Consider the following 19,232-nt stretch of genomic DNA (forward strand, 5'->3'; position numbering starts at 1 on the left):
CTCTAAAAATCATACAAATGAAAACGACACAGAACACAGTACTTATCACTGGCGGCAGCGCTGGCATTGGATTTCAACTGGCTGCAACATTAGCGGATGCCGGCAATACAGTGATTATTACCGGACGTAATGCAGCAAGACTGGAAAACGCTCTATCCGAACTACCCTGGGTACATACGTTCAATGGAGATATCACTAATGAGGCGGATGTGAATCGACTCGTAGCCTGGATACAGGAAGAATTTCCGGAATTAAACATGGTCATCAACAACGCTGGCGCTGCATCGTTAAATAATTTGCGGGCAGACACGGATACCTTTTCCCGCGCCAGTCACGAAATGCTGACGAACTATCTCTCTGTGATCCGGCTCAATGAATTATTGATTCCGCTCCTGGAAAAACAGGAAGCAGCCGCTATTGTCAATGTATCCAGCATTTTCGCATTTGCTCCGGGCAAGAAGTTGGCCTCTTATGCAGCTACAAAAGCGGCGCTACATTCTTACACACAATCGCTTCGGTTATCGCTGGCCCCATCTGTAATTAAAGTATTTGAACTGATGCCTCCATTAGTGAATACGGAGTTCTCTGCCGGAATAGGCGGCCAGAAAGGTATCCCTGCAGCACAGGTAGCCTCAGAATTCATGACTGCTTTGGCAAATGATATTTACGAAATCAGGGTTGCCAACACAGAAGCTTTTTACCAGCTAAGCCTGGCCTCTCCTACAGATGCACTGACTGTTATGAATGAATAACAAAAAAGTGTCTCAAAAGCGCCCCAACTTTTGAGACACTTTTTTTTCGTATATCCCTCCGCGAAATTTTGAACAATGCCGCCATTTAGTTAAATTAGATCATCTTATTTGAAGCGCCCTGTCGATCCTGTAGCGAGAAAACCAAAGTCTGTCGAACCACGTCTTGTTTAACCACATAAATATGAACAATGAAAACTAGAAATCGCCATGTACTTATTGCAGGAGCTCTGATGCTCTCTTCTGTACTGTTTGGTGCTTGTAAACGCACTATCAGCGAGGGATTGCAGCCGCTGTCCGCCGGCAAATCCGCTATGCTGACACTCACGCCCAGCGCCTATAAGCTGAACATCATTTACTTCGTTCCCTCAGATGCCGACACTATTACCCGCTACCGGGAACGACTAAACGGTATTCTCTTGCAAGGCCAGCAGTTTTATGGAAAATGGATGAGTTACTGGGGGTATGGGGATCGTTCGTTCGGCCTGCCTTTTGATTCTTCCGGCAAAGTGAAAATTACCGTTGTTCGCGGCGCACAAGGGAAATCCGCCTACCCTTATGATGGCGGCGGCAATGTGGTAATTGGCGAATTGAATACCTATTTTGCCAATAATCCTACTGCCAAAAACAGTGAGCACACCTTGGTGATCATGCCTGCCAGTTCCTATGCAGCAGACGGCGATCCTGGCGGCGTGCCCTTCTATGGCCTCGGACGCTGGTGCTTTGCGCTGGATTACGCAGAAATGGACACCAGTTACCTGGGGCAGAATACCACCCTGGGAAATCGCGCTACCAAATGGATTGGCGGCCTGATGCATGAACTGGGCCATGGCCTTAATCTCCCCCATAACCATGAAAAAGTATCCGAAGCGGCAGATGCTACAAAAGGTACGGCACTGATGGGCAGCGGGAACTATACTTATGGTAAAAATCCCACTTTCCTTACAGCAGCCAGCGCGGCGATTCTTAACAATTCACAGGTATTTCGTACCAGCAGTGCCACAGGCATCTATGGAGGCGGAAATACCACCATCAATGTAATTAAAGCGGATTACAGCGGTGGAAACATTAATCTGAAAGTGAAATTCAGCGCCACCCAATCTGTAAACAGAGTAGTTGTTTACAATGACCCGGATGGAGGCAGCGACTACGACGCCGTTGCATGGGTAGCCACACCTTCCGGCGACAGTATCACATTAGCGATGCCAATAAATGAGTTGCAAAAGAAAACAGGATTGTATGCCATGCGTATTCGTTTCCTTTATACCAATGGTTCTTCGACAGAATTTTCTTATCCGTATAACTTCGTGAACAATGAGCCGGTACTCACTTTCAGCAGTAAAGATGAACTGAACAAATCCACCTGGAGTATTGCATATGTAGACAGTCAGGAAAATGACGGCCAAGCCGTAAACCTGCTGGACAACGATCAGAATACCGTTTGGCATACGCAATGGAAAAGCGTGCAGCCTACGCATCCGCATACGGTGGTGGTGAATATGGCAGGACAAAAATCTATTGCCGGATTATCTTTCCTGCACCGTTCCAACCTCAACGGTTCATTGAAAGACATCACCATTTATGTGAGCACCGATAACAGCAGCTGGACCTCCATGGGCAGCTACACGCTGGCAAATGTGAATTCCAAACAATACATCACATTTAGCAGTACTGTTAACGCGCAATACATCAAAGTAGTCACTGCTTCCAATTACCTGGGTACCTATTACGCGGTACTGGCTGAACTGGGCGCATTCTAACCTTCTTCCTATATCCCTCTTTGCCATTGCGGTGAAGAGGGATTATTCAAATATTCGATGTTTGAAGTTCTCCTTCATCTGTGCGAAATCGTATCTCGGTTGCCGACAGATATAAATGGTCTGATTTATTCTTCCGTCATATTCTGAATAGTAATTAGGTATTACTTTTACCACTTCCACTTTTTCAAAGAAAGGGGTAAAGAATGCTATCGGCGTATCTGTATAAGCTACTGCAATAACAGTGGGCGGCATCGGGCCTTTTTCCGGCGCCCAGAGATAAAAGCTGCCATGATAACCAAAACCCGCAGGCAGCCCGTATTTGGCCCCCATGAGGTCCAGCAATCCTGTTTGACTATAATGCTTCCCCCAAATCATTGCCGTCGCTTTCTCCGCCTGTGGCAGACTATCATACACCTGTTTTAAGGCTTGCAGGGTTTCCCGCTCCATATCCTTAGTATAGTATTCTTCGTATGGAATTGCATACTTCGTTCCGGGTACCTCTTTTTGCTGGAATGGGTAATAGTACTTAACGTAGTTGTTCATATCAAGTACAGGCATACCAAAGGGGATCATCCATGCGCCGAATACTAGCAGCGCAGTAACTGGCCAGAGCATCCATTTTAACCGACTAAACACCTTCTCCTCCAGGAATACCGCCCCAAAAGGCAGAATGGTGAGCACCATAGGGAAAAAGTAGTAGGACTTTCCTTTATTCAGCAACAACACCAGGAAGGATATCAGGACAGACAATCCCACGGGAAAGTATATACGCTCCGGTTTGCGGATAAACATATACACGATACCCGGGAGCAATAACACCAGGTTATGGATATTCGAACCCAGAATAATACCCACTATAATTTTACCATAAGACAATCCATCCAACTGGGTAATAGATAACTGGTGAAACATCTGATAAACCGGCCAGTGATGGAGGTATTGCCAGATAATATTAGGGAGCATTATCAGCAGGAACAGGATCGCATATCGCCACCAGCGCTGCTCCATCATTGCTTTGCGTAGAGGGGCTGTCGTAAACAATGCTACCAACCCGACAGCAAAGAACATCATATCATATTTGGAAAGGAAACCCAATGTCACGAAAATGAGTAATTGCACCAGGTATTTTTCCTGTTGCGTTTGCATGTATCGCAGCAGCTGATAGAAGCTCAGCACCCAAAAGAGCTGACTCAACACCACTGGTTGCAGTAGCTGTTCTGTTCTGGCTGTTGCCGGCATAATGAGAAAAGCCAGTAAAGTGAGAAAGACTGCTTTATTTCCTCCACCCAATGCGATTGTTGTCTGTGCAACGGTTACCATGATAATCAGCCCGGCAATATGTGGAATGATATGATGTACCCAAACTGCATCCGAATGAAAGAGATTCTGTATCCAGGCAATTAAACCTATTAATGGCGGGAACTCCATATAACCGACAGCAGGATGATTGCCAGCGGAAATATGCAGGAATTCGTCCCACTGATAACCGGTATTACAATCAGCGATCAGGTGGAGTGTCAGCTTTATCAGGCAAAAAAACAGGATAATGAGTTTAGTAGACTTCATGGGCATAACGATACATTCAGTTGCAAACTAGTAATCCCATCAATATAATCAATTGGCAGCTTCATAGGAGATATTAATTGTTGACTGGCGATAATCTGAACATAAGCGGCTTCCAATTGTAATCTTCAGATGCCTCTTTAGGGCAATGGTTGTATATGAAGTATTTTTTCTTTTTTTTGCTACTGTTTCCTTTTCTTGTGGCTGCCCAGCAACAAAAAGAAGTCAAGTCGCAGTTACAAACATGGGTAAGTTTGAACAGTACCTTTCGGGTATCGGACCATTGGGGATTTGTAGGAGATTTACATATACGCAGAAACAATTTCGTAGCGGATAACAGTTTTTACTTTTTGCGGGGAGGCGTTGGCTACTGGCTGAATGAGCAGTTATCATTTATTACCGGTTACGCGCATCTGTGGCTAGCTCCCAGCACGCCTGGTTATAAAACATTCGCCGACGAAAACCGTTGGTATGAGCAAATTGCCTATTCCTCCAAAGTGGGGAAAGTATCGCTGTTAAACAGATTTCGTAGTGAACAGCGCTGGCGGGAAATATTGCGTAATGATATGTCTACGGGAGACTACTCCTTCTCCAACCGTTTCCGTTATCTGATCAGCATTGGCATTCCGCTGAGCGCGAATCCTTTTATCCCTCAGATAACCGTGGCGAATGAAGTAGCCGTGCAATTCGGCAAGCAGGTCGTTAATAATACCTTTGATCAGTTCAGGGCATTTGCCGGTATACGTCAAAGTATGGGCCGTGGCTGGTCTTATGATTTTGGCTATATGTTTGTTTCCCAGCAGAAAGCCTCCGGATATCAATACGACTACAATCATACCATCCGACTGTTTTTCTATTATACCTGGATGCGTAAACATGGTAAGCAGGAAAAAGAACCAGCGCTCCAGTATGAAGATGAATAAAGGGAGACACGGTTACTGCTTGTCATAATCTTTCATCATTGATTGGAAATACTGTATCATTCTGCTGAAGTTATTGATACTGATATATTCGTTATTGTTATGAATGGATTGCTGTTCAAAATTATTGATCAGCACCGGCATGAAACGGTATACATGCTCACTTACTGTGGTATACTTGTAGGCATCTGTTCCTCCAATCGTCAGATAAGGCGTTATCACCGCTCCGGGGAAATACTGACGGATGGTACGTTCCATTACGCGGTATCCCTGCGCATCTGTGCCGGAAACAGGAGAAGCCTCTCTGGGAACGCCTACATTCACTATTTCTACGTCGAAGCCTCTGCAGGCATGTTCCAGGTGTAATTTTACATCTTCTACTGTATTTCCGGGCAGGATCCGGAAGTTCACGGTGAACTCCACTACCGGCGACAGCACATTGCTGGCGTCACTGCCTTTCATCATGGTCAGCGCGGTGGTGGTACGCACCAGGGCATTGGTGGTATTATTTCCTTGTAAGGTTTTCAGGAGCAGCCCTTTAAACAACCAGGGATTGGCGATTGCCATACGTGTTTTGAAGTCCATCATTCCCCCGATATTGGCAAAAAACTGCTGCATCAGCGGAATGAGCATCGGCTTCATCTGGTCATTTTCCAATCGTTGCATGATCACGGCCGCCTTCCCGATAGCACTTTGCAAAGGAGGCATAGAGGAATGTCCGCCTAATCCTTTTACCCGTACAGTGGCAGACCAGAACCCTTTCTCTGCGCAGCCGATGAGGGCGATGGGCGCATGAACACCCGGCAAGCTGCCAGCAGCAGAAACAATACCGCCTTCGTCATATACGGCATCAAAGGAGATCCCTTTCTCTTTGAAATGCGTGGCAATTTTCAACGCGCCATGGGTACCTCCTACTTCCTCATCGAAGCCAAAGGCCAGGTAAATATCTCTTTCCGGCACAAATCCGGTCGCCATCAGATGATCGACAGACTCCATCAGGGCGAACAGCATACTTTTCATATCCAGGGTTCCTCTGCCATAGATACGTCCATTTACCACTGCCCCACTGAAAGGGTAACGTTCCCAGGCTCCGGGATAAGCGGAAATAGGTGGCGCTGCCGGATCATGAGGCGAGAACGTCACCTGACCGCTGTCGGTTCCCGTATATTCTCCGGGAGGCACCACATCGTAGTGAGAAAGGAAGATAACAGGCTTTAATGCCGCATTGCGGCCTTTCCAATGGAAAACCAGCCCATACTGGTTGACCGTATAATTTTCCGTACCAGCATAAACACGAGGGTATTGATTACGGAGGTAAGTATCAAATGCTTCGATGGGCCCGTAGTTGAACTGATCATAGTCAGCATGGGAAACGGTAGGAATACGAATGCCCCCTGCAAATCGCATCAAAGAGGTATCGCTGATAGCATATGTTTCCGGCTCTTCACCCGTAGCCGGTGGCTTGGGGAAAGGATACATCATTGTCCGCACTACAATAAAAGCAGCCAGCACTATCAGTAATAACAGGATTCCCAGGAAGAATTTTTTCATTGCAGGGGTGGGTTTTCTTGGATAACGACCTGCATCCTGCAATTGTTCTGAAAAAAAACCTCCGTAAATTAGTACGATCAGGCGAGTTTGGATGTCTTACTATGAAAACAAACAATTGTTATGAAAGCCATCAGCATTCTGTTGTTATTATTTGCAGGTATCGTTGTAAGAGCACAGCAGCAGTCTGTCCCTCTTTATGAGCAGGGGAAAGTACCCAATGCTATTGCACCCACTTCTCTGTTCGATACCCTGCGCGGCCAAAGTTGGATAACAGGTCAGGATACGGTTATTATCCGGCCTAAGAATATTACGCCTACCCTTACTATTTTTGAACCTGCTCCTGGTAAGGCTACTGGTATTGCCGTCGTGGTTTGTTCAGGAGGTTCCTATCGTGGACTAGCAGATGTGGTGGAAGGCATTCCTGCCGCGCAGAAGCTGGCTGCCGCTGGTATTACTGCCTTCCTGTTGCGGTACCGGCTTCCCAGAACCGATCTGATGACCCATAAAGAAATAGTACCTGTAATGGATGCCCAGCGGGCTATTCAATATGTGCGGGAACATGCAGCGGAATATAAGATTCACCCGAATGAAGTAGGAATCATGGGCTTTTCAGCGGGCGGTCATCTCGCTTCAACGGCCGGTACACATTTCAACAAAACTTATGTGGACAATCCCCGGAATACCAATCTGCGTCCCGATTTTATGGTGCTCGTATATCCGGTGATCAGTTTCGCTGACAGTCTGACCCACACGAGAAGCCGTGAAAATTTGATTGGTCCGGATATTACCCCGGAAAAAATTCATGAATACTCGAACGAGTTGCAGGTCAGCGATAATACCCCACCCGTTTTCATTGTACATGCCATGGACGACCGGGAAGTGAAAGTGGCCAACAGTCTGTATTTCACCGCCGCACTGGAACAACATCATATTCCTGTAAAGTTATTTCTTTACACCACTGGCGGACATGGTTTTGGCGTCAACAACCAAACAGCCACTGCTCAATGGATAGATCCATGTCTGCTATGGATTAAAGATACAGTAGCGAAAACCAGTGCAGATATGGCTCGTTATTCCACTTCCAGATAACGTTTAGCCCTGGCAGTTATACGTTCTGATGCCGCCACGCAAGGGCGCTCCACAAACTTATAAGACAGCGTGCAGATGGTCACCAATACCAGACTACATATGCCGGTGGTCAGCCAGTGCGCCAGCGGTTGCTGCGCCTTTGCAGCAGGCATCCCCATGATCAGCATAAAAGCGACGAAGTATATTAGCCCATGTACAATATAAAGTGAAAAGGCAATTTGCCCCAGCAAACAAGAGGGTTTCCAGGTAAGTAGACCAAAGAAAGTATTGCCGCAGGCAATGCAGACGAAAATAAAAGTAGCACAAAAGTAAGTCAGCGGAGCATAGATATAGGGAGAATACAATGCTGCCAGTACAAGTACGGCCGTCATTAGCACAGAAATCATCCAATGCGAGGCGATCTTACGCACTTGATGATTGCGGGCGAAGAAGGCAGGCAGCATACCACCTGTAAATGCCAGGGCTTTATTGAGTGCATTGGCAGGATACCAGATCCAAATAATCCATACAAACAAAGCAAAGAAGAAAAGCGCCATCATCCAGATATACCAGGGCGATTTCACTCCCATTATTAATCCCAGTAAGGGTAATGCAGCATAGTACAGCCATTCAAAGGCCAGACTCCATACCACGCCTGCTATAATCAGTTTAGTTCCTTTCACGCCATTGACATCGGCCGCAATCGACAGCAGCCATTGTCCACTGTGCAACAATAGCTGCCCTGGAGATTCCTGCTGCCGCCAGTTCGTGACCATGCCTACTACCAACAGCATCAGGATCACCACCAGCGTATAAACAGGGTATATACGCAGTATACGGGAGATGTATAATTTGACCCAGTCTACTTGTTTGGTGCGGGCGTTGACCAGTTTGGAAAAAAACAGGAAAGCGGTGATCATGAAAAACAGGGAAATGCAGATGGCGCCCAGGTTTGCATGTATCACAGAAGGCGGCGGGGAAATCCATTGACCTTTTTGCAGAAAGAAATACCAGAGAATAGAATGATACAGAAAAACGTAAATGGCCAGGTATCCGCGGAGGCCATCGATCGACTTAAAGCGGCCTTCCTGTGGTTCCAGTCGCAGTAAACGACTCACCACCGTCACCCATAGCAATACCAGTAAGAGAATGAGGAGCATAGGAAGCGGACTGACAGGACTCATGGCTGAAATTTAAGCTCAGTCTCAATATCTTCATTCTCACTGCAATATCCTTTCATGTTGGAATAATTTGTTTAATCCTTTTGGTGGCATTATCTGCCGCTTCCAGGCAAGGTTTCTCGATAAAGCGATAGGTAATGCAACAGATAATGATTAATACCACAGCGATACCTGTTATCATCAGCCAGTAATTTTGGGGAGACAACTGCTGCACTACCCGGAACGATATCACGAAGTTATAGGTAGAGAACAGTAACAATCCGTGGAGCAGGTAAATAGAGTAGGAAATTTGTCCCAGTAAGCGGGAGGCTTTCAGCGTTAGTAATCCGAATAATGTGTTTCCGCCGGCTATGCCCAGGAAACAGGCCCCAAAGCACAGCAGGGAGAAGGGATAATTGAAAGGCGGAATAATAAATATAGCGATATACAACAAGCCAATGATGAAGATGGTGGTGGACCAATGGCTGGCTGTCTCCCTAAAACCTGGTAATTTAACAACATACGCAGCGAGCATTCCTCCTATGAAGGCGCTCATTCTTTGCCATGCCATGACGGGATAAAAGCTATAGATGACCCATACAAACAATGCCAATCCTGCAGCGGCAAAGAGCAACACCATAGCGGAGGGTTTCAGCCGGAACAGCAGGAGGCCCCAGAATGGTAAAGAGAAATAAAACAGCCATTCAAAGGCAAGGCTCCAGATAACACCGGCTATTACTAGTCGGAGTGTAACGCCATTCAGGTTGGGCTCCATAAACAGCAGCCAGCCAAAGATATGACGTAGCAGCTGGCTGGGTGATTCATTTAACTTCCAGCCTGTTACTATTCCAGTAATCAGGAACAACAGGATCAGGAGGAAAAAATATAGCGGCAGAATACGCAGGAAACGGGAAATATAGAGTTTACTCCAATCTATACCTTTTTCCCGGGCATCCATGAGTTTGGAAAAAAAGAGGAATGCAGTGATCATGAAGAAAAAGGAGACGCTTCCCGGCCCCAGGTGATGGTATAGTGCAGATGGCGGAAAGCTCCAGCTGCCAGTGTGTAAGAAGTAATACCATACCACCGAATGATGCAGGAATACAAAGAAGGCCAGGTAGCCTCTTAGTCCGTCTATCGTGCGATATTTACCCTGGGGAGCCTGTATTCCTAACAGTCGACTTACTGGCAATACAACCAATCCTATCAAGATAAGTATAGGAATTATAGGGAGCAGACTAACTGGGGTCATGGGCGTGAGATTGAACATACTAATATCTGGATAGTCGCTGCATTCCGGGCAGCAGCACGCTGCGGTCTATCTGCATTCCTAACATTAGTTCATCAGAATTCTGATTTTTTTATTAAATTGATAATCAGGCTATGCCTGTCGAGATACAATTTTGTAACCCCCAAGCCAGCACCCTCAAGTAATGAACAGGAAAATCTTATGGGCTTCCGTCATAGTACTGATGCAGGTGTCTAGATTAACAATTGATTTGCATCAGATTAACACGTTAGCGATCCCAAACGAACAAACAAAAAAAGAGTTTAATTTGTATAATGAAGAAAGCTTATCTTTAGCTTGTCTTTCCAGTGAGTCATGTCTGGAAGCAGACAGCGCCCGAACGATATATTACAACCTTTACGGCTCGGAGATCAAACGTACAACAGGAGAACAGCACACCAACATTTTATTACTGACACATAGCAGAAATGGCGATCACTGTCTGGAGAAGGGTTATTACCTCGTTGATCCGGGGATGGACTTGATAGACAGTATTCGTAAGGCTTATCAGGAAAGTGATAAAGGGCAGCGGGAATATTTTTTTGCCGTAGGTCATGGCGGATGGATTTCTCCAGTGTTGTCTGGCGATCATGAATATATACCGGCGGCTTTGATAGCGGATGTAAGGAACCAGTTAAGGGAGCGGAATGATTCCATATTATTGGCGATACATACGCATCCTTTGCTAAAAGACGAATTTGATCAGGTCATGCGGCCAGGAAACGCCTTTCCTTCCAGGGCTGATACGATCAAAAAGCTGGGACGGTTTGAATTTATTCTGGGTTATGTGTATGATGCCCCGAGAATGGAACCTAACAGCGTGATGAATACCGGGCAAGTCGGCACTTACAGGCCTCTTATAGGGATTTATTCCGGTGGTGAAACGATTGATACAATTTCACTGCGAGATCTGGAGAAACTGATCGGAAAGTTGAATGCAAAAAATAATCGGGTTTCGAGAAAATAAGGGAATGCTTATTTGAAGCGAGTTTCGATATATCATGTGAAGAAGAGTTATATGAATTTTACCCAAGGCAAGTTTCAACCAAACAGGAAAGAACGATTGTCATGCTAAAACTAACTACCCAAGCAGCAAAGTTGTTGCTGTTGATTGCAGGTATAGTATGTTACCTTCCCAGGCAGGCGGCGGCACAGTCGTCCGACAGGCTGGATCCTTTTGATCCGGGCAAGAATGCGATTGACAGTTACTACAATAATCTTTACCAGAAATTGCTCTGGCGGTTTGCGGACAGGCCAATTGCCCGTGTGGTGGTGGTGCCTCCATTCAGTCCGGAGTATGCCTTATCAGTGGAAGAGGATGCCAGTGGTTATTTACTGAAGTCTAATATCCGGGTGGCGTATTTTGATGCGGCGTCGCAGCAGCGGGTGGTGGTAGATCAGCCGATGATGGTAAGCAGGCGGATAAACCGGGAGTTGGCGATTCGTATACAGCAGTTGTTTAATGTGGCTTTGCGTCAGACGGGGGCGCCTGCGGACCCTGGGTTAGATGGCGTGAAATATTTCTTTACCGCATATACGAAGAAATATGGTTTTATGCGGGCGCAGACCGTATCTCCGGCGGCGGCTACACGTACGGGGGCTTTGGTAAAAATCTGTCATCAGTTAATTGCTTATGCTAAAGGGCAATCAAATGGGGAAGACTCTCTACTTCGGAATATCAATGTACTGACCAATAAATTTGAATCACTGAATAATGTGGATCTGGCTATCACGCCTCCTGTGAAAAGATCCATGGAAAAGTAACCGCGTCTCCCCCTTATCTACTCAAAGATATCAGGTATGCTTTAACAGATATAGCAGTACCAGCAGGGAAAAATTACCAGATTTTGTGCGGAGGTGATCCATTGTGCGATGAATCAGTTTGTATGCGCCAGTGTGCTGAAGATTCATGATTTGCGCGATGGAATCGTCTGAAAGGCCTTCATAATAATGGAGGAAGATGGCTTCTCTTTGTCTGTTTGCTAAAGTACCTAACATGGCTTGTGCACGTTCCTTACGGTGTTCTAGTTTTTTCCCTTCGAAGAGCGGATGTTCATCAGAGAGTTGCAGATGAAAAGGAATATGTTCGGTAGCCTGATCGCTGGCGAATCTTTCGGGCGTATAGTCCAGCTTACCAAGGAGGATACGTCTGAAGGAAGAATACAGGTATTCCTTGATAGCGGTAGCCTGTGTCATCCATCTTCTGTTCTGCCACAATTTTCTGAAAAGATCCTGGATACTTTCTTCGATACAATATTGATCGTGGGTAAATTTGTACCCATAGTTTGAAAGGGCACGGTAATATTTACCGTAAAGTTCTTCCAATCCGTTTACTTCACCGGATTTGTAAGATTCCCATAACTCGTGTTCATTCATGATGTGACCTCATTTGGAGTATTAAAATACCGGTTAACTACTGGTGAGCATCATTTAACATACTGGGGCCCGAAATTGTTTAGCTGCATTCATAGATAGTATTCAGCCGGTTTTTCAATTCTTTCGGGTAGCTCTCCCGCGCTAATGTGTCTGACAATTCTAAACTGTCTATAAAGATAACAATAAATATCCTGGATTCCATGTCCTAAATTTGTCTATGGATCTGTGCGTTGTAGGCAGTTATCCTAACTTTAAAATAGAGAAAATTAATACTGAAATAAGATCGCAGGGAGGATGGAAAAAATATTTTTCAACTCGATAAATATTTGTATAATTGTAATAACCAAAATCTGAACGAGCACTAAGGACCTATTTGAGCACTTGTAGTATTCAATGACTATTAGCACCATTCAATTTAATATGTCGTAACAGACATAGTGTTGATGTATTGCTGTCAATTAGATGATATGACCCGTATCATAATGGACCCGTATTGTTTGGTAGTTATTGCCCGTAGCACAGATCTGTCGTCATGCGCTTTTTCCTTTCACTTAAACATAAAATCACACATGAAAAAGAACCTGTTCCTCATGCTGGCTGTACTGTTGACCATTGCCATTGCATCTTGTAAAAAGTCGGTAGACAACCCATCTGCACAGAAAGAAGAGACCACTGATCCTGCGAAAAAAGTGTATCACTACATTATCGGACTTGGTTTCCCTGCGCACACCATCGTTGAACATGCCAATGAGTTCATCGTGGAAGAAGACATTATTTTCCCTAAGAACATGCAGGTGCCAGGCGCTGTTGGCACCGAGCAATACTACACTGGTAGTGTGGTATCTGCCAGCAAAGTGACCAACATCCGTTTGTACATTGATGCCTCTATGACTTCCATGACCAGTGAAATCAATAGCGCTATCAGCCAATGGAATAGTATTCCGGGCTGTACTATTAACTGGACTGTTGTCAGCAGCGGTACTTATGATGTATTGATCCAGGATTATAATCTGGGTAGCGGCGTATGCGGACAGGGAACTTTCCCTAGCGGGGGCGCTGCGGGCGGTTTAATCCGTATCAACAAAGCTTACATTGCCGGTAACAGCTTTGCACAACGTGCCAGAACGATCTGTCATGAAATGGGTCACAACGTATCTTTCAGACATACTAACTGGAAGGCGATTGGTGAATCCACTGCAACGGATGTTCCAGGCGTTGGCGGTACTGATGCCAGCTCTATTATGAATGGCGGACAATGTGGTAGCGGTGCAACCGTACTTTCTACCAATGATAAAAATGCTGCAGTGGCGTTATATCACTAATCTTGCAGGACTTTCTGAAGCGGGGCTGTTTTCAACGGCCCCGCTTTTTTGTGCGATTTATCGCTTATCAAAGGCATATCCCGCTCTAATAGCCGACCATGCCGAGCCCCAGCACCTCTCCTCTATGCATTGCTGCAGGTAAAAATCAGGCGTTATCCTCCCCATTTACCGATCATCTTAAAAATCTTGCATTTTACAAAGCAGGCTGTTATCTTGAGCCCAGACTCAAAATACTGATACAGCTAAAGCATACATGGAAACAGGAACAATGCCAACGTCGGCGGCGACAGTGCCGCCTCAACTAAAGTCAAGACAACATTATGAAATTCTGGATGGCCTTCGGGGTATTGCTGCCATCGTGGTGGTGATATTTCACTTTATGGAGGAGTGGATAACAGATTATAGTAAGAACTTTGTCGGTCACGGTTATCTGGCCGTAGATTTCTTCTTTGTGCTTTCCGGGTTTGTGATTGCATACGCCTATGATGAGCGGATGCAACGGGTTAGCATAAAAGAATTCCTGGTGTCCAGGTTGATCCGGCTGCAACCGATGGTGATATTCGGGGCTATATTGGGATTGGTTACTTTTCTCTGGGATCCTTTTGTAGGACTGCTTCCTGGTTACAGTCCGGGCAAAATTGCATTGGTATTTGTGACTACGATGCTGATGATTCCCTATCCGGCCATTACGGAGCGTTTTGGTAATCTCTTTTCCTTTAATGCCCCTGCATGGTCCTTATTCTGGGAATACATTGCGAATATTATTTATGGAGTTATTTTATGGCGATTAGATCGTCGGATACTGGCGGCGCTTACTGTGGTAGCTGCGGGCCTGCTGGGATGGGTGGCTTTCCGTGCCGGTGGTATCGGTGGTGGCTGGGGCGCACAAAACTTCTGGGATGGCGGCGCACGTCTTTTTTATTCCTTTTCGGCAGGTATGGTGATTTACAGGTACAAACTGATTATTCCTAACCGACTCGGATTTCCAGGTATTGGCCTGTTACTCTGTGCGGCCTTGTTCATCCCATTCTTCCCTAAGAACTGGCTGGTGGAAGCCAGTATAGCCATTATATATTTTCCGCTGCTGATATCCCTGGGAGCAGGGGCACAGCTGAAATCCTGGTTAGCTCCGTTGTGCCGTTTCTTAGGAAGGCTCTCCTATCCGTTGTACATGGTGCATTTCGGGTTCATCTGGATATTTGTCAACTACCTGAAAACGCAAAAACCGGATACGAATACCCTCATTGTAGTGATTACCCTTGGAGTGATTGCGATGATTGCACTGGGATGGCTTTCATTGGTATTAGTGGATGAACCAGTAAGGAAGTGGCTCCAGCGTAAAAGGAGCGCCAAAGCAACTAAATAGGCAACTACAAAATATATTGTCGGGCAGGAGAATGATTCTCCTGCCCGATTTATTTATGGCTAGTCCTACTTGATTATTTTCCGGGTAGCTCCCCTCATTATTATATTAGTTTTAACAGTCGTGTATCCTGTTGCTACTTCAGACTAAAAGTAAAGCCAGTATCACTTTTATTAGGTTTGTTGGCGTGGAATGTAACAGAACGATGGCGCATAAACGCCATTCGTTTGGGAGGCCGAACTAAATCATGGCGGCTGTTATTTATATTTCTGTGGCAAATCCCATTTATTACAAAATGCTACATATGCAGCCCTTCATTACCCGTATATTTATCTGTGTATTCTTTTTCCTGATTCGTGTCTCCCCTATTACGGCACAACATCATATGGCAGTAACTATCCAATTGCCGGAATGGGTGAATTTAGAGCAGTTGGACTTACGTTATGACAATGGCTATCTGTTGGCCAGAAAGTACCGGGCGGACAGTATGGTTATCCAGATAAAAGATACGCTGGTGGCCAGATATGGTACTATCTGGCTAAGCCTTCCCGGTGAGGACACTCTTCATATGTATTGGGTGACAGATACGCCGGCGGTGATTCGTTTGGCAGGTACGCCGGGGCATTATCAGTTTCAAACACAGCATGCCAGCTCTATCCGGAATCAATTATGGTATGAAAAGGAGGCGTATATCCATCAGGAATTCCAGGAATTCACTCGTTTGTACGCAGCTTACCGGCAACATCCGGCGGATAGTTTAATACAGCTGGTGCAGGCAGCCTCCAGAAAAATGAGACTTAAAGAAATGGAATTCCTGCGGGCACATGTAGATGAGTACTTTTCATTCTGGTATTTTCGAACCAACTTCCACGTTGGCCCTGGGAATGCGGCGGAATACCTGGCGTACTTCAAGCAAACCTTCCCTGCCTCTTTCCAGGAAAGTCCGGAAGCCCAGCAATATATTACACAACTGAACCGCCTTGTGCATGCAGGAAAACCTTATCCATCGCCCGCCTTTACAGCGGTTACCACGGCTGGCGACACGCTAACGCGGGAACGATTCAGGGGAAAATGTGTGTTACTTGATTTCTGGGCTACCTGGTGCGGGGGATGCCTTGCCGGCTTACCCAAAATAAAGGAAATGACTGCAGGATACAGTCCAGATCAGCTGGTGGTGATAGGCGTTAACCAGGATAATAATAGGGATAAGTTTCAACGGGCCGTGCAAAAATATGATATTGGCAACTGGCAACATATTGTGAAGAGTTATGGCATTGCCAATGCGTTACAGGCAGTTGGCGCCCCTACGTATATCCTGATCAATAAAAAAGGAGATATTGTTTTTAATAACCTGCATCTTAACTCCTTTAGTTATGATATGTTGAAGGAGGCAATTGCCAAAGCTGTAGCGGAATAACAAGCATTAAAAAGGTGGTAGCCGTTAGGATACCACCTTTTTAATGACGTATATGGGTATGCATTATTTTGCAATGACGATATTGCTGACGTACACTTTCGCATCGTTTTTAGTATCTAACGGTGCGCTGATAAAGAAGTATTTACGTACACCTTCTTTGAACATTTTGGTATCCAGGACTTTGGTTTTGTCCAGGTAAACACGCATCTGCTCGTTATCTACGGAGATGGATACATGCAGTTTATCATTGGCGAAGCGTGTCAGGTCGAAGTCGGTGGTGATGTATTTATCAACCGGATTTGCGAAGCTGGTGATTTTATTGTTGTTATAGAACTGTAGTTCTGTGTGTGCAATATCTCCTTCATTCCATTGGGATACGCTGTTGTTTTCTGCGAAGCCAAAGAATACGGGGCTGATATCATTAATTTTATCACAGCTGGTCAGGATATCGAATTCGATGGTAAAGTGGGCCGGCAGTTTATAGTTCTGGTTCAGTTTATAGGTAGCATTATTCTGCATTTCCAGCCAGGTACCTTCAATTTCTCCGGACTTCACCAGTTGCCCGCTACCATTGGTTTTCCAGGTAGTTGGCATAGCGCCGATTTTTAGTTTTTCAAAGCCGCTGGCGTAGATCACAGAGTCGCCCGCTTTATAATCGAATGCCGTGCCCATAGTGATTCGTTTTTTGCCGGTAGTGGCGGTGGTGGCATCGGTGGTAGTGTTATTGGTACCGGATACAGATTTATCGATAGCGTCATTGGCTTTCTGTTCCAGTTTATCCTGCGCTTTTTTCAGGATATTGCCTAATTGTGCATTTGCGTTTTGGAATGCCAGCATGCATATCATGGATGCTGCCAGAGATCTGCTTACTAGTGAGAACTTCATCATAGAGCTGAGAATTGGGTTAATAGGAATTGGGTACTTCCTATCGTTGCTTAAGGTTCCGTGTTAAAATTTTCGCAATGATATGAAAAAATATTTTTTGACGGCCTGTCTATGCAAATATCTTTCCAAAAAAACAGCCTCAGGCAGTTGTAACTGCCTGAGGCTGAAATAACGTGTATACCTGGTGGTTATTTAATCATTGGCAGGTATTTCTCCATGTTGTCGTAGATGGCCCAGAGGTTGATCAGGAACATTGCACCTGCAAGAGGTAATCCGGAAGGCGAGACAGTTAGGTTTACCAGCAAAACGCCCACCATGATTGGAAGGATGACGATGGCGCCGAGGGCGCGTGTCTTCCTGAAAATAAATAATAATCCTCCGATTATTTCAATGACTCCTACCAGTGGTAGCAGCCAGCTTATTACCATGAAGGCGGTCATGTCTTTCACCATATCAGCTGGCAGATCTTTTGGCGTAGGCATGTAGTTAAAGAATTTATTGAGGCCTGCATTGATATACATCAGTCCGAATAACAGACTCAGTACAAAGAGAATTTTGTTTTTCATAGCATTAATTTGGTTGTAAAAATATATTTTTTCTACAATAATATTTCATCATATCTCTTTACATCTTGCATCTCGCATGGCATCGAAAAAAGGCGTACTTCTTTGTTCCACACAAGCGGCGGCATACAAGTACATCGCGGCGCTCCAGGTTTGCCAGTCCTGCCCTTTTGGTTTGCCATCCTGTGCTTTCACCCATTCATTGAAGCCAAATTCGAGATCATCGCGAACAGCTAGCGATATCAGGTTGGTGAGTTCCATGAGTTTTGCTTCTGCCAGTTCATATTCTTCGGCGGCTACCAGTGCGGCTACATAGAATCCGCAGACAAAAGGCCATAATCCGCCGTTATGATATTCTCCCGGCATATTGAACAGTACATATCTTTTATGCCAGTCGAGATCACCGGGCTGGATATATGGAAAGAAGTTGGGGGGCAGGTTTAATACCAGGTCGTTTTTTTCTTTCAGCGCCTGGCATTCTCCTTCAATCCAGGCCACCATTTCCTTTGCTCTGTCGGGTTCTGCAATGCCACAGAGAATGGCGATACTGTTTCCTAGCAGGTCGAATCTTTCGCTGCTCATGACTTTATAGGACCAGAGGGCGTAGTAGGGTTTGTTTTCCAGCGACAATCCTTCGTGTACGTGTGCGTGGTGTACATCGCTGGTGATGGTGAATTGTTTCATATTGTCCAGCATACCGTTGGCGCCATCGTGGAGGCCGAGGATACGGAGATAGCTATACGTAATGGTGTTTACAAAGAGTCCGTATCCCAGTACCCATTGTTCATCTCTCCAGTCGCTGGTAGGTTGCTGGGCTACCAGGTATTCATCTGTTGGGCTTTGATATTCCATCCAGGTCAGGGCTTTTGTAACTGCTTCGGCCAGGAAATCTTTATGGCCGGTTAGTTGTCGGTAGATACCTATAGCCAGCAGGAAAAGTGGTGTAGAATCGCTGGAGCCGCGGTCTGCCGGCTCATGTACGAGAGAGGGCATATGTCCGTGGGGGGATTGATTTTCTGCCAGTGATTCCAGTACCCGCCGCATGCTATTCATCAGTACTTCATTTCCGCTGACGCCGATGCCCAGTAAAGAGATCAGGAGATCTCGGGTATAGGGTTCCGGATAGCCCCAGGCTGCTGTTCTTGGCAGGTGGTCATATGGGCCATCAACGTTGTAGAGGAGTACTTCCAGCGCAGCTGCTTTTGCCTTTGCAATGATAGATGGGTTCATCGTTTGCATGACGGGTG

At 45.7% G+C, this 19,232-nt stretch carries 17 protein-coding genes; 9 read left to right on the top strand and 8 right to left on the bottom strand.

Annotation, left to right across the window (positions count from 1 at the left end; all coding sequences use genetic code 11):
• Positions 1-17: 17 nt before the first annotated feature.
• Together CLV59_RS22225 and CLV59_RS22230 are read left to right on the top strand one after the other, a co-directional pair.
• Complete coding sequence (locus CLV59_RS22225; protein ID WP_111594285.1) at positions 18-752, top strand: SDR family oxidoreductase; 735 nt, start codon at positions 18-20, stop codon at positions 750-752.
• A 188-nt stretch (positions 753-940) separates the two neighbouring features.
• Positions 941-2,509, top strand: coding sequence for a discoidin domain-containing protein (locus tag CLV59_RS22230; RefSeq protein ID WP_111594286.1), 1,569 nt, complete (start codon positions 941-943; stop codon positions 2,507-2,509).
• 42 nt (positions 2,510-2,551) lie between these two features.
• On the opposite strand, the gene CLV59_RS22235 is transcribed toward CLV59_RS22230, so the two are convergent.
• Entirely contained in the window at positions 2,552-4,075 is a 1,524-nt protein-coding gene (locus CLV59_RS22235) for an ArnT family glycosyltransferase (RefSeq protein ID WP_170137873.1), read from the bottom strand.
• Positions 4,076-4,230: 155 nt separating this feature from the next.
• Between CLV59_RS22235 and CLV59_RS22240 the strand changes: the two genes are divergently transcribed.
• Positions 4,231-4,995, top strand: a complete 765-nt coding sequence (locus CLV59_RS22240) for a DUF2490 domain-containing protein (RefSeq protein WP_111594288.1) — start codon at positions 4,231-4,233, stop codon at positions 4,993-4,995.
• 12 nt (positions 4,996-5,007) lie between these two features.
• Here the strand turns inward: CLV59_RS22240 and CLV59_RS22245 are convergent, their stop codons facing one another.
• The gene (locus tag CLV59_RS22245; RefSeq protein WP_111594289.1) at positions 5,008-6,543 is read right to left on the bottom strand and encodes a M20/M25/M40 family metallo-hydrolase; all 1,536 of its coding nucleotides are present in this window, start codon (positions 6,541-6,543) and stop codon (positions 5,008-5,010) included.
• Positions 6,544-6,663: 120 nt separating this feature from the next.
• On the opposite strand from CLV59_RS22245, the gene CLV59_RS22250 reads away from it, so the two are divergent.
• Complete coding sequence (locus tag CLV59_RS22250; RefSeq protein WP_111594290.1) at positions 6,664-7,632, top strand: alpha/beta hydrolase; 969 nt, start codon at positions 6,664-6,666, stop codon at positions 7,630-7,632.
• On the opposite strand, the gene CLV59_RS22255 is transcribed toward CLV59_RS22250, so the two are convergent.
• Together CLV59_RS22255 and CLV59_RS22260 are read right to left on the bottom strand one after the other, a co-directional pair.
• A complete protein-coding gene (locus CLV59_RS22255; protein WP_111594291.1) occupies positions 7,614-8,795 on the bottom strand; it encodes an acyltransferase family protein in 1,182 nt (393 codons plus the stop codon). The two genes, CLV59_RS22250 and CLV59_RS22255, sit on opposite strands and share 19 nt — an antisense overlap.
• A 52-nt stretch (positions 8,796-8,847) precedes the next feature.
• Complete coding sequence (locus tag CLV59_RS22260; protein WP_111594292.1) at positions 8,848-10,041, bottom strand: acyltransferase family protein; 1,194 nt, start codon at positions 10,039-10,041, stop codon at positions 8,848-8,850.
• Between the two features lie 163 nt (positions 10,042-10,204).
• On the opposite strand from CLV59_RS22260, the gene CLV59_RS22265 reads away from it, so the two are divergent.
• Together CLV59_RS22265 and CLV59_RS22270 are read left to right on the top strand one after the other, a co-directional pair.
• Complete coding sequence (locus CLV59_RS22265; RefSeq protein WP_146616277.1) at positions 10,205-11,026, top strand: hypothetical protein; 822 nt, start codon at positions 10,205-10,207, stop codon at positions 11,024-11,026.
• A 101-nt stretch (positions 11,027-11,127) separates the two neighbouring features.
• On the top strand, positions 11,128-11,823 hold the full coding sequence (locus tag CLV59_RS22270; RefSeq protein WP_111594294.1) for a hypothetical protein: 696 nt from the start codon (positions 11,128-11,130) through the stop codon (positions 11,821-11,823).
• Between the two features lie 30 nt (positions 11,824-11,853).
• On the opposite strand, the gene CLV59_RS22275 is transcribed toward CLV59_RS22270, so the two are convergent.
• Positions 11,854-12,435, bottom strand: coding sequence for an RNA polymerase sigma factor (locus CLV59_RS22275; RefSeq protein WP_111594295.1), 582 nt, complete (start codon positions 12,433-12,435; stop codon positions 11,854-11,856).
• Positions 12,436-13,004: 569 nt separating this feature from the next.
• Here CLV59_RS22275 and CLV59_RS22280 point away from each other — a divergent pair.
• The 3 genes from CLV59_RS22280 to CLV59_RS22290 all read left to right on the top strand — a co-directional run bounded on the left by CLV59_RS22280 (position 13,005) and on the right by CLV59_RS22290 (position 16,537).
• Positions 13,005-13,757, top strand: a complete 753-nt coding sequence (locus CLV59_RS22280) for a M57 family metalloprotease (RefSeq protein ID WP_170137874.1) — start codon at positions 13,005-13,007, stop codon at positions 13,755-13,757.
• A 253-nt stretch (positions 13,758-14,010) separates the two neighbouring features.
• Positions 14,011-15,123, top strand: coding sequence for an acyltransferase family protein (locus CLV59_RS22285; RefSeq protein ID WP_245950928.1), 1,113 nt, complete (start codon positions 14,011-14,013; stop codon positions 15,121-15,123).
• A gap of 301 nt (positions 15,124-15,424) precedes the next feature.
• Positions 15,425-16,537 (top strand): TlpA family protein disulfide reductase, encoded by a 1,113-nt coding sequence (locus tag CLV59_RS22290; protein ID WP_170137875.1) that lies wholly within the window; start codon positions 15,425-15,427, stop codon positions 16,535-16,537.
• Positions 16,538-16,600: 63 nt separating this feature from the next.
• Here CLV59_RS22290 and CLV59_RS22295 read toward each other — a convergent pair whose 3' ends face one another.
• From CLV59_RS22295 to CLV59_RS22305, 3 genes are all read right to left on the bottom strand, one after another.
• On the bottom strand, positions 16,601-17,425 hold the full coding sequence (locus CLV59_RS22295; RefSeq protein WP_111594298.1) for a hypothetical protein: 825 nt from the start codon (positions 17,423-17,425) through the stop codon (positions 16,601-16,603).
• Between the two features lie 185 nt (positions 17,426-17,610).
• Positions 17,611-17,988: a DoxX family protein gene (locus tag CLV59_RS22300; protein WP_111594299.1), complete on the bottom strand. Its 378-nt coding sequence runs from the start codon at positions 17,986-17,988 to the stop codon at positions 17,611-17,613.
• A 48-nt stretch (positions 17,989-18,036) separates the two neighbouring features.
• Positions 18,037-19,224 carry a glycoside hydrolase 100 family protein gene (locus CLV59_RS22305; RefSeq protein ID WP_111594300.1) on the bottom strand — a complete coding sequence of 396 codons (1,188 nt, stop codon included), beginning with the start codon at positions 19,222-19,224 and terminating at the stop codon, positions 18,037-18,039.
• Positions 19,225-19,232 lie beyond the last annotated feature (8 nt).

The organism is Chitinophaga dinghuensis (assembly GCF_003259435.1).
Taxonomy (GTDB): Bacteria; Bacteroidota; Bacteroidia; order Chitinophagales; family Chitinophagaceae; genus Chitinophaga; species Chitinophaga dinghuensis.

Coding starts and splice junctions, on each gene's coding strand:
- CLV59_RS22225 (WP_111594285.1), top strand. CDS start 18: ATGAAAACGACACAGAACACAGTACTTATCACTGGCGGCAGCGCTGGC.
- CLV59_RS22230 (WP_111594286.1), top strand. CDS start 941: ATGAAAACTAGAAATCGCCATGTACTTATTGCAGGAGCTCTGATGCTC.
- CLV59_RS22235 (WP_170137873.1), bottom strand. CDS start 4,075: ATGAAGTCTACTAAACTCATTATCCTGTTTTTTTGCCTGATAAAGCTG.
- CLV59_RS22240 (WP_111594288.1), top strand. CDS start 4,231: ATGAAGTATTTTTTCTTTTTTTTGCTACTGTTTCCTTTTCTTGTGGCT.
- CLV59_RS22245 (WP_111594289.1), bottom strand. CDS start 6,543: ATGAAAAAATTCTTCCTGGGAATCCTGTTATTACTGATAGTGCTGGCT.
- CLV59_RS22250 (WP_111594290.1), top strand. CDS start 6,664: ATGAAAGCCATCAGCATTCTGTTGTTATTATTTGCAGGTATCGTTGTA.
- CLV59_RS22255 (WP_111594291.1), bottom strand. CDS start 8,795: ATGAGTCCTGTCAGTCCGCTTCCTATGCTCCTCATTCTCTTACTGGTA.
- CLV59_RS22260 (WP_111594292.1), bottom strand. CDS start 10,041: ATGTTCAATCTCACGCCCATGACCCCAGTTAGTCTGCTCCCTATAATT.
- CLV59_RS22265 (WP_146616277.1), top strand. CDS start 10,205: ATGAACAGGAAAATCTTATGGGCTTCCGTCATAGTACTGATGCAGGTG.
- CLV59_RS22270 (WP_111594294.1), top strand. CDS start 11,128: ATGCTAAAACTAACTACCCAAGCAGCAAAGTTGTTGCTGTTGATTGCA.
- CLV59_RS22275 (WP_111594295.1), bottom strand. CDS start 12,435: ATGAATGAACACGAGTTATGGGAATCTTACAAATCCGGTGAAGTAAAC.
- CLV59_RS22280 (WP_170137874.1), top strand. CDS start 13,005: ATGAAAAAGAACCTGTTCCTCATGCTGGCTGTACTGTTGACCATTGCC.
- CLV59_RS22285 (WP_245950928.1), top strand. CDS start 14,011: ATGGAAACAGGAACAATGCCAACGTCGGCGGCGACAGTGCCGCCTCAA.
- CLV59_RS22290 (WP_170137875.1), top strand. CDS start 15,425: ATGCAGCCCTTCATTACCCGTATATTTATCTGTGTATTCTTTTTCCTG.
- CLV59_RS22295 (WP_111594298.1), bottom strand. CDS start 17,425: ATGATGAAGTTCTCACTAGTAAGCAGATCTCTGGCAGCATCCATGATA.
- CLV59_RS22300 (WP_111594299.1), bottom strand. CDS start 17,988: ATGAAAAACAAAATTCTCTTTGTACTGAGTCTGTTATTCGGACTGATG.
- CLV59_RS22305 (WP_111594300.1), bottom strand. CDS start 19,224: ATGCAAACGATGAACCCATCTATCATTGCAAAGGCAAAAGCAGCTGCG.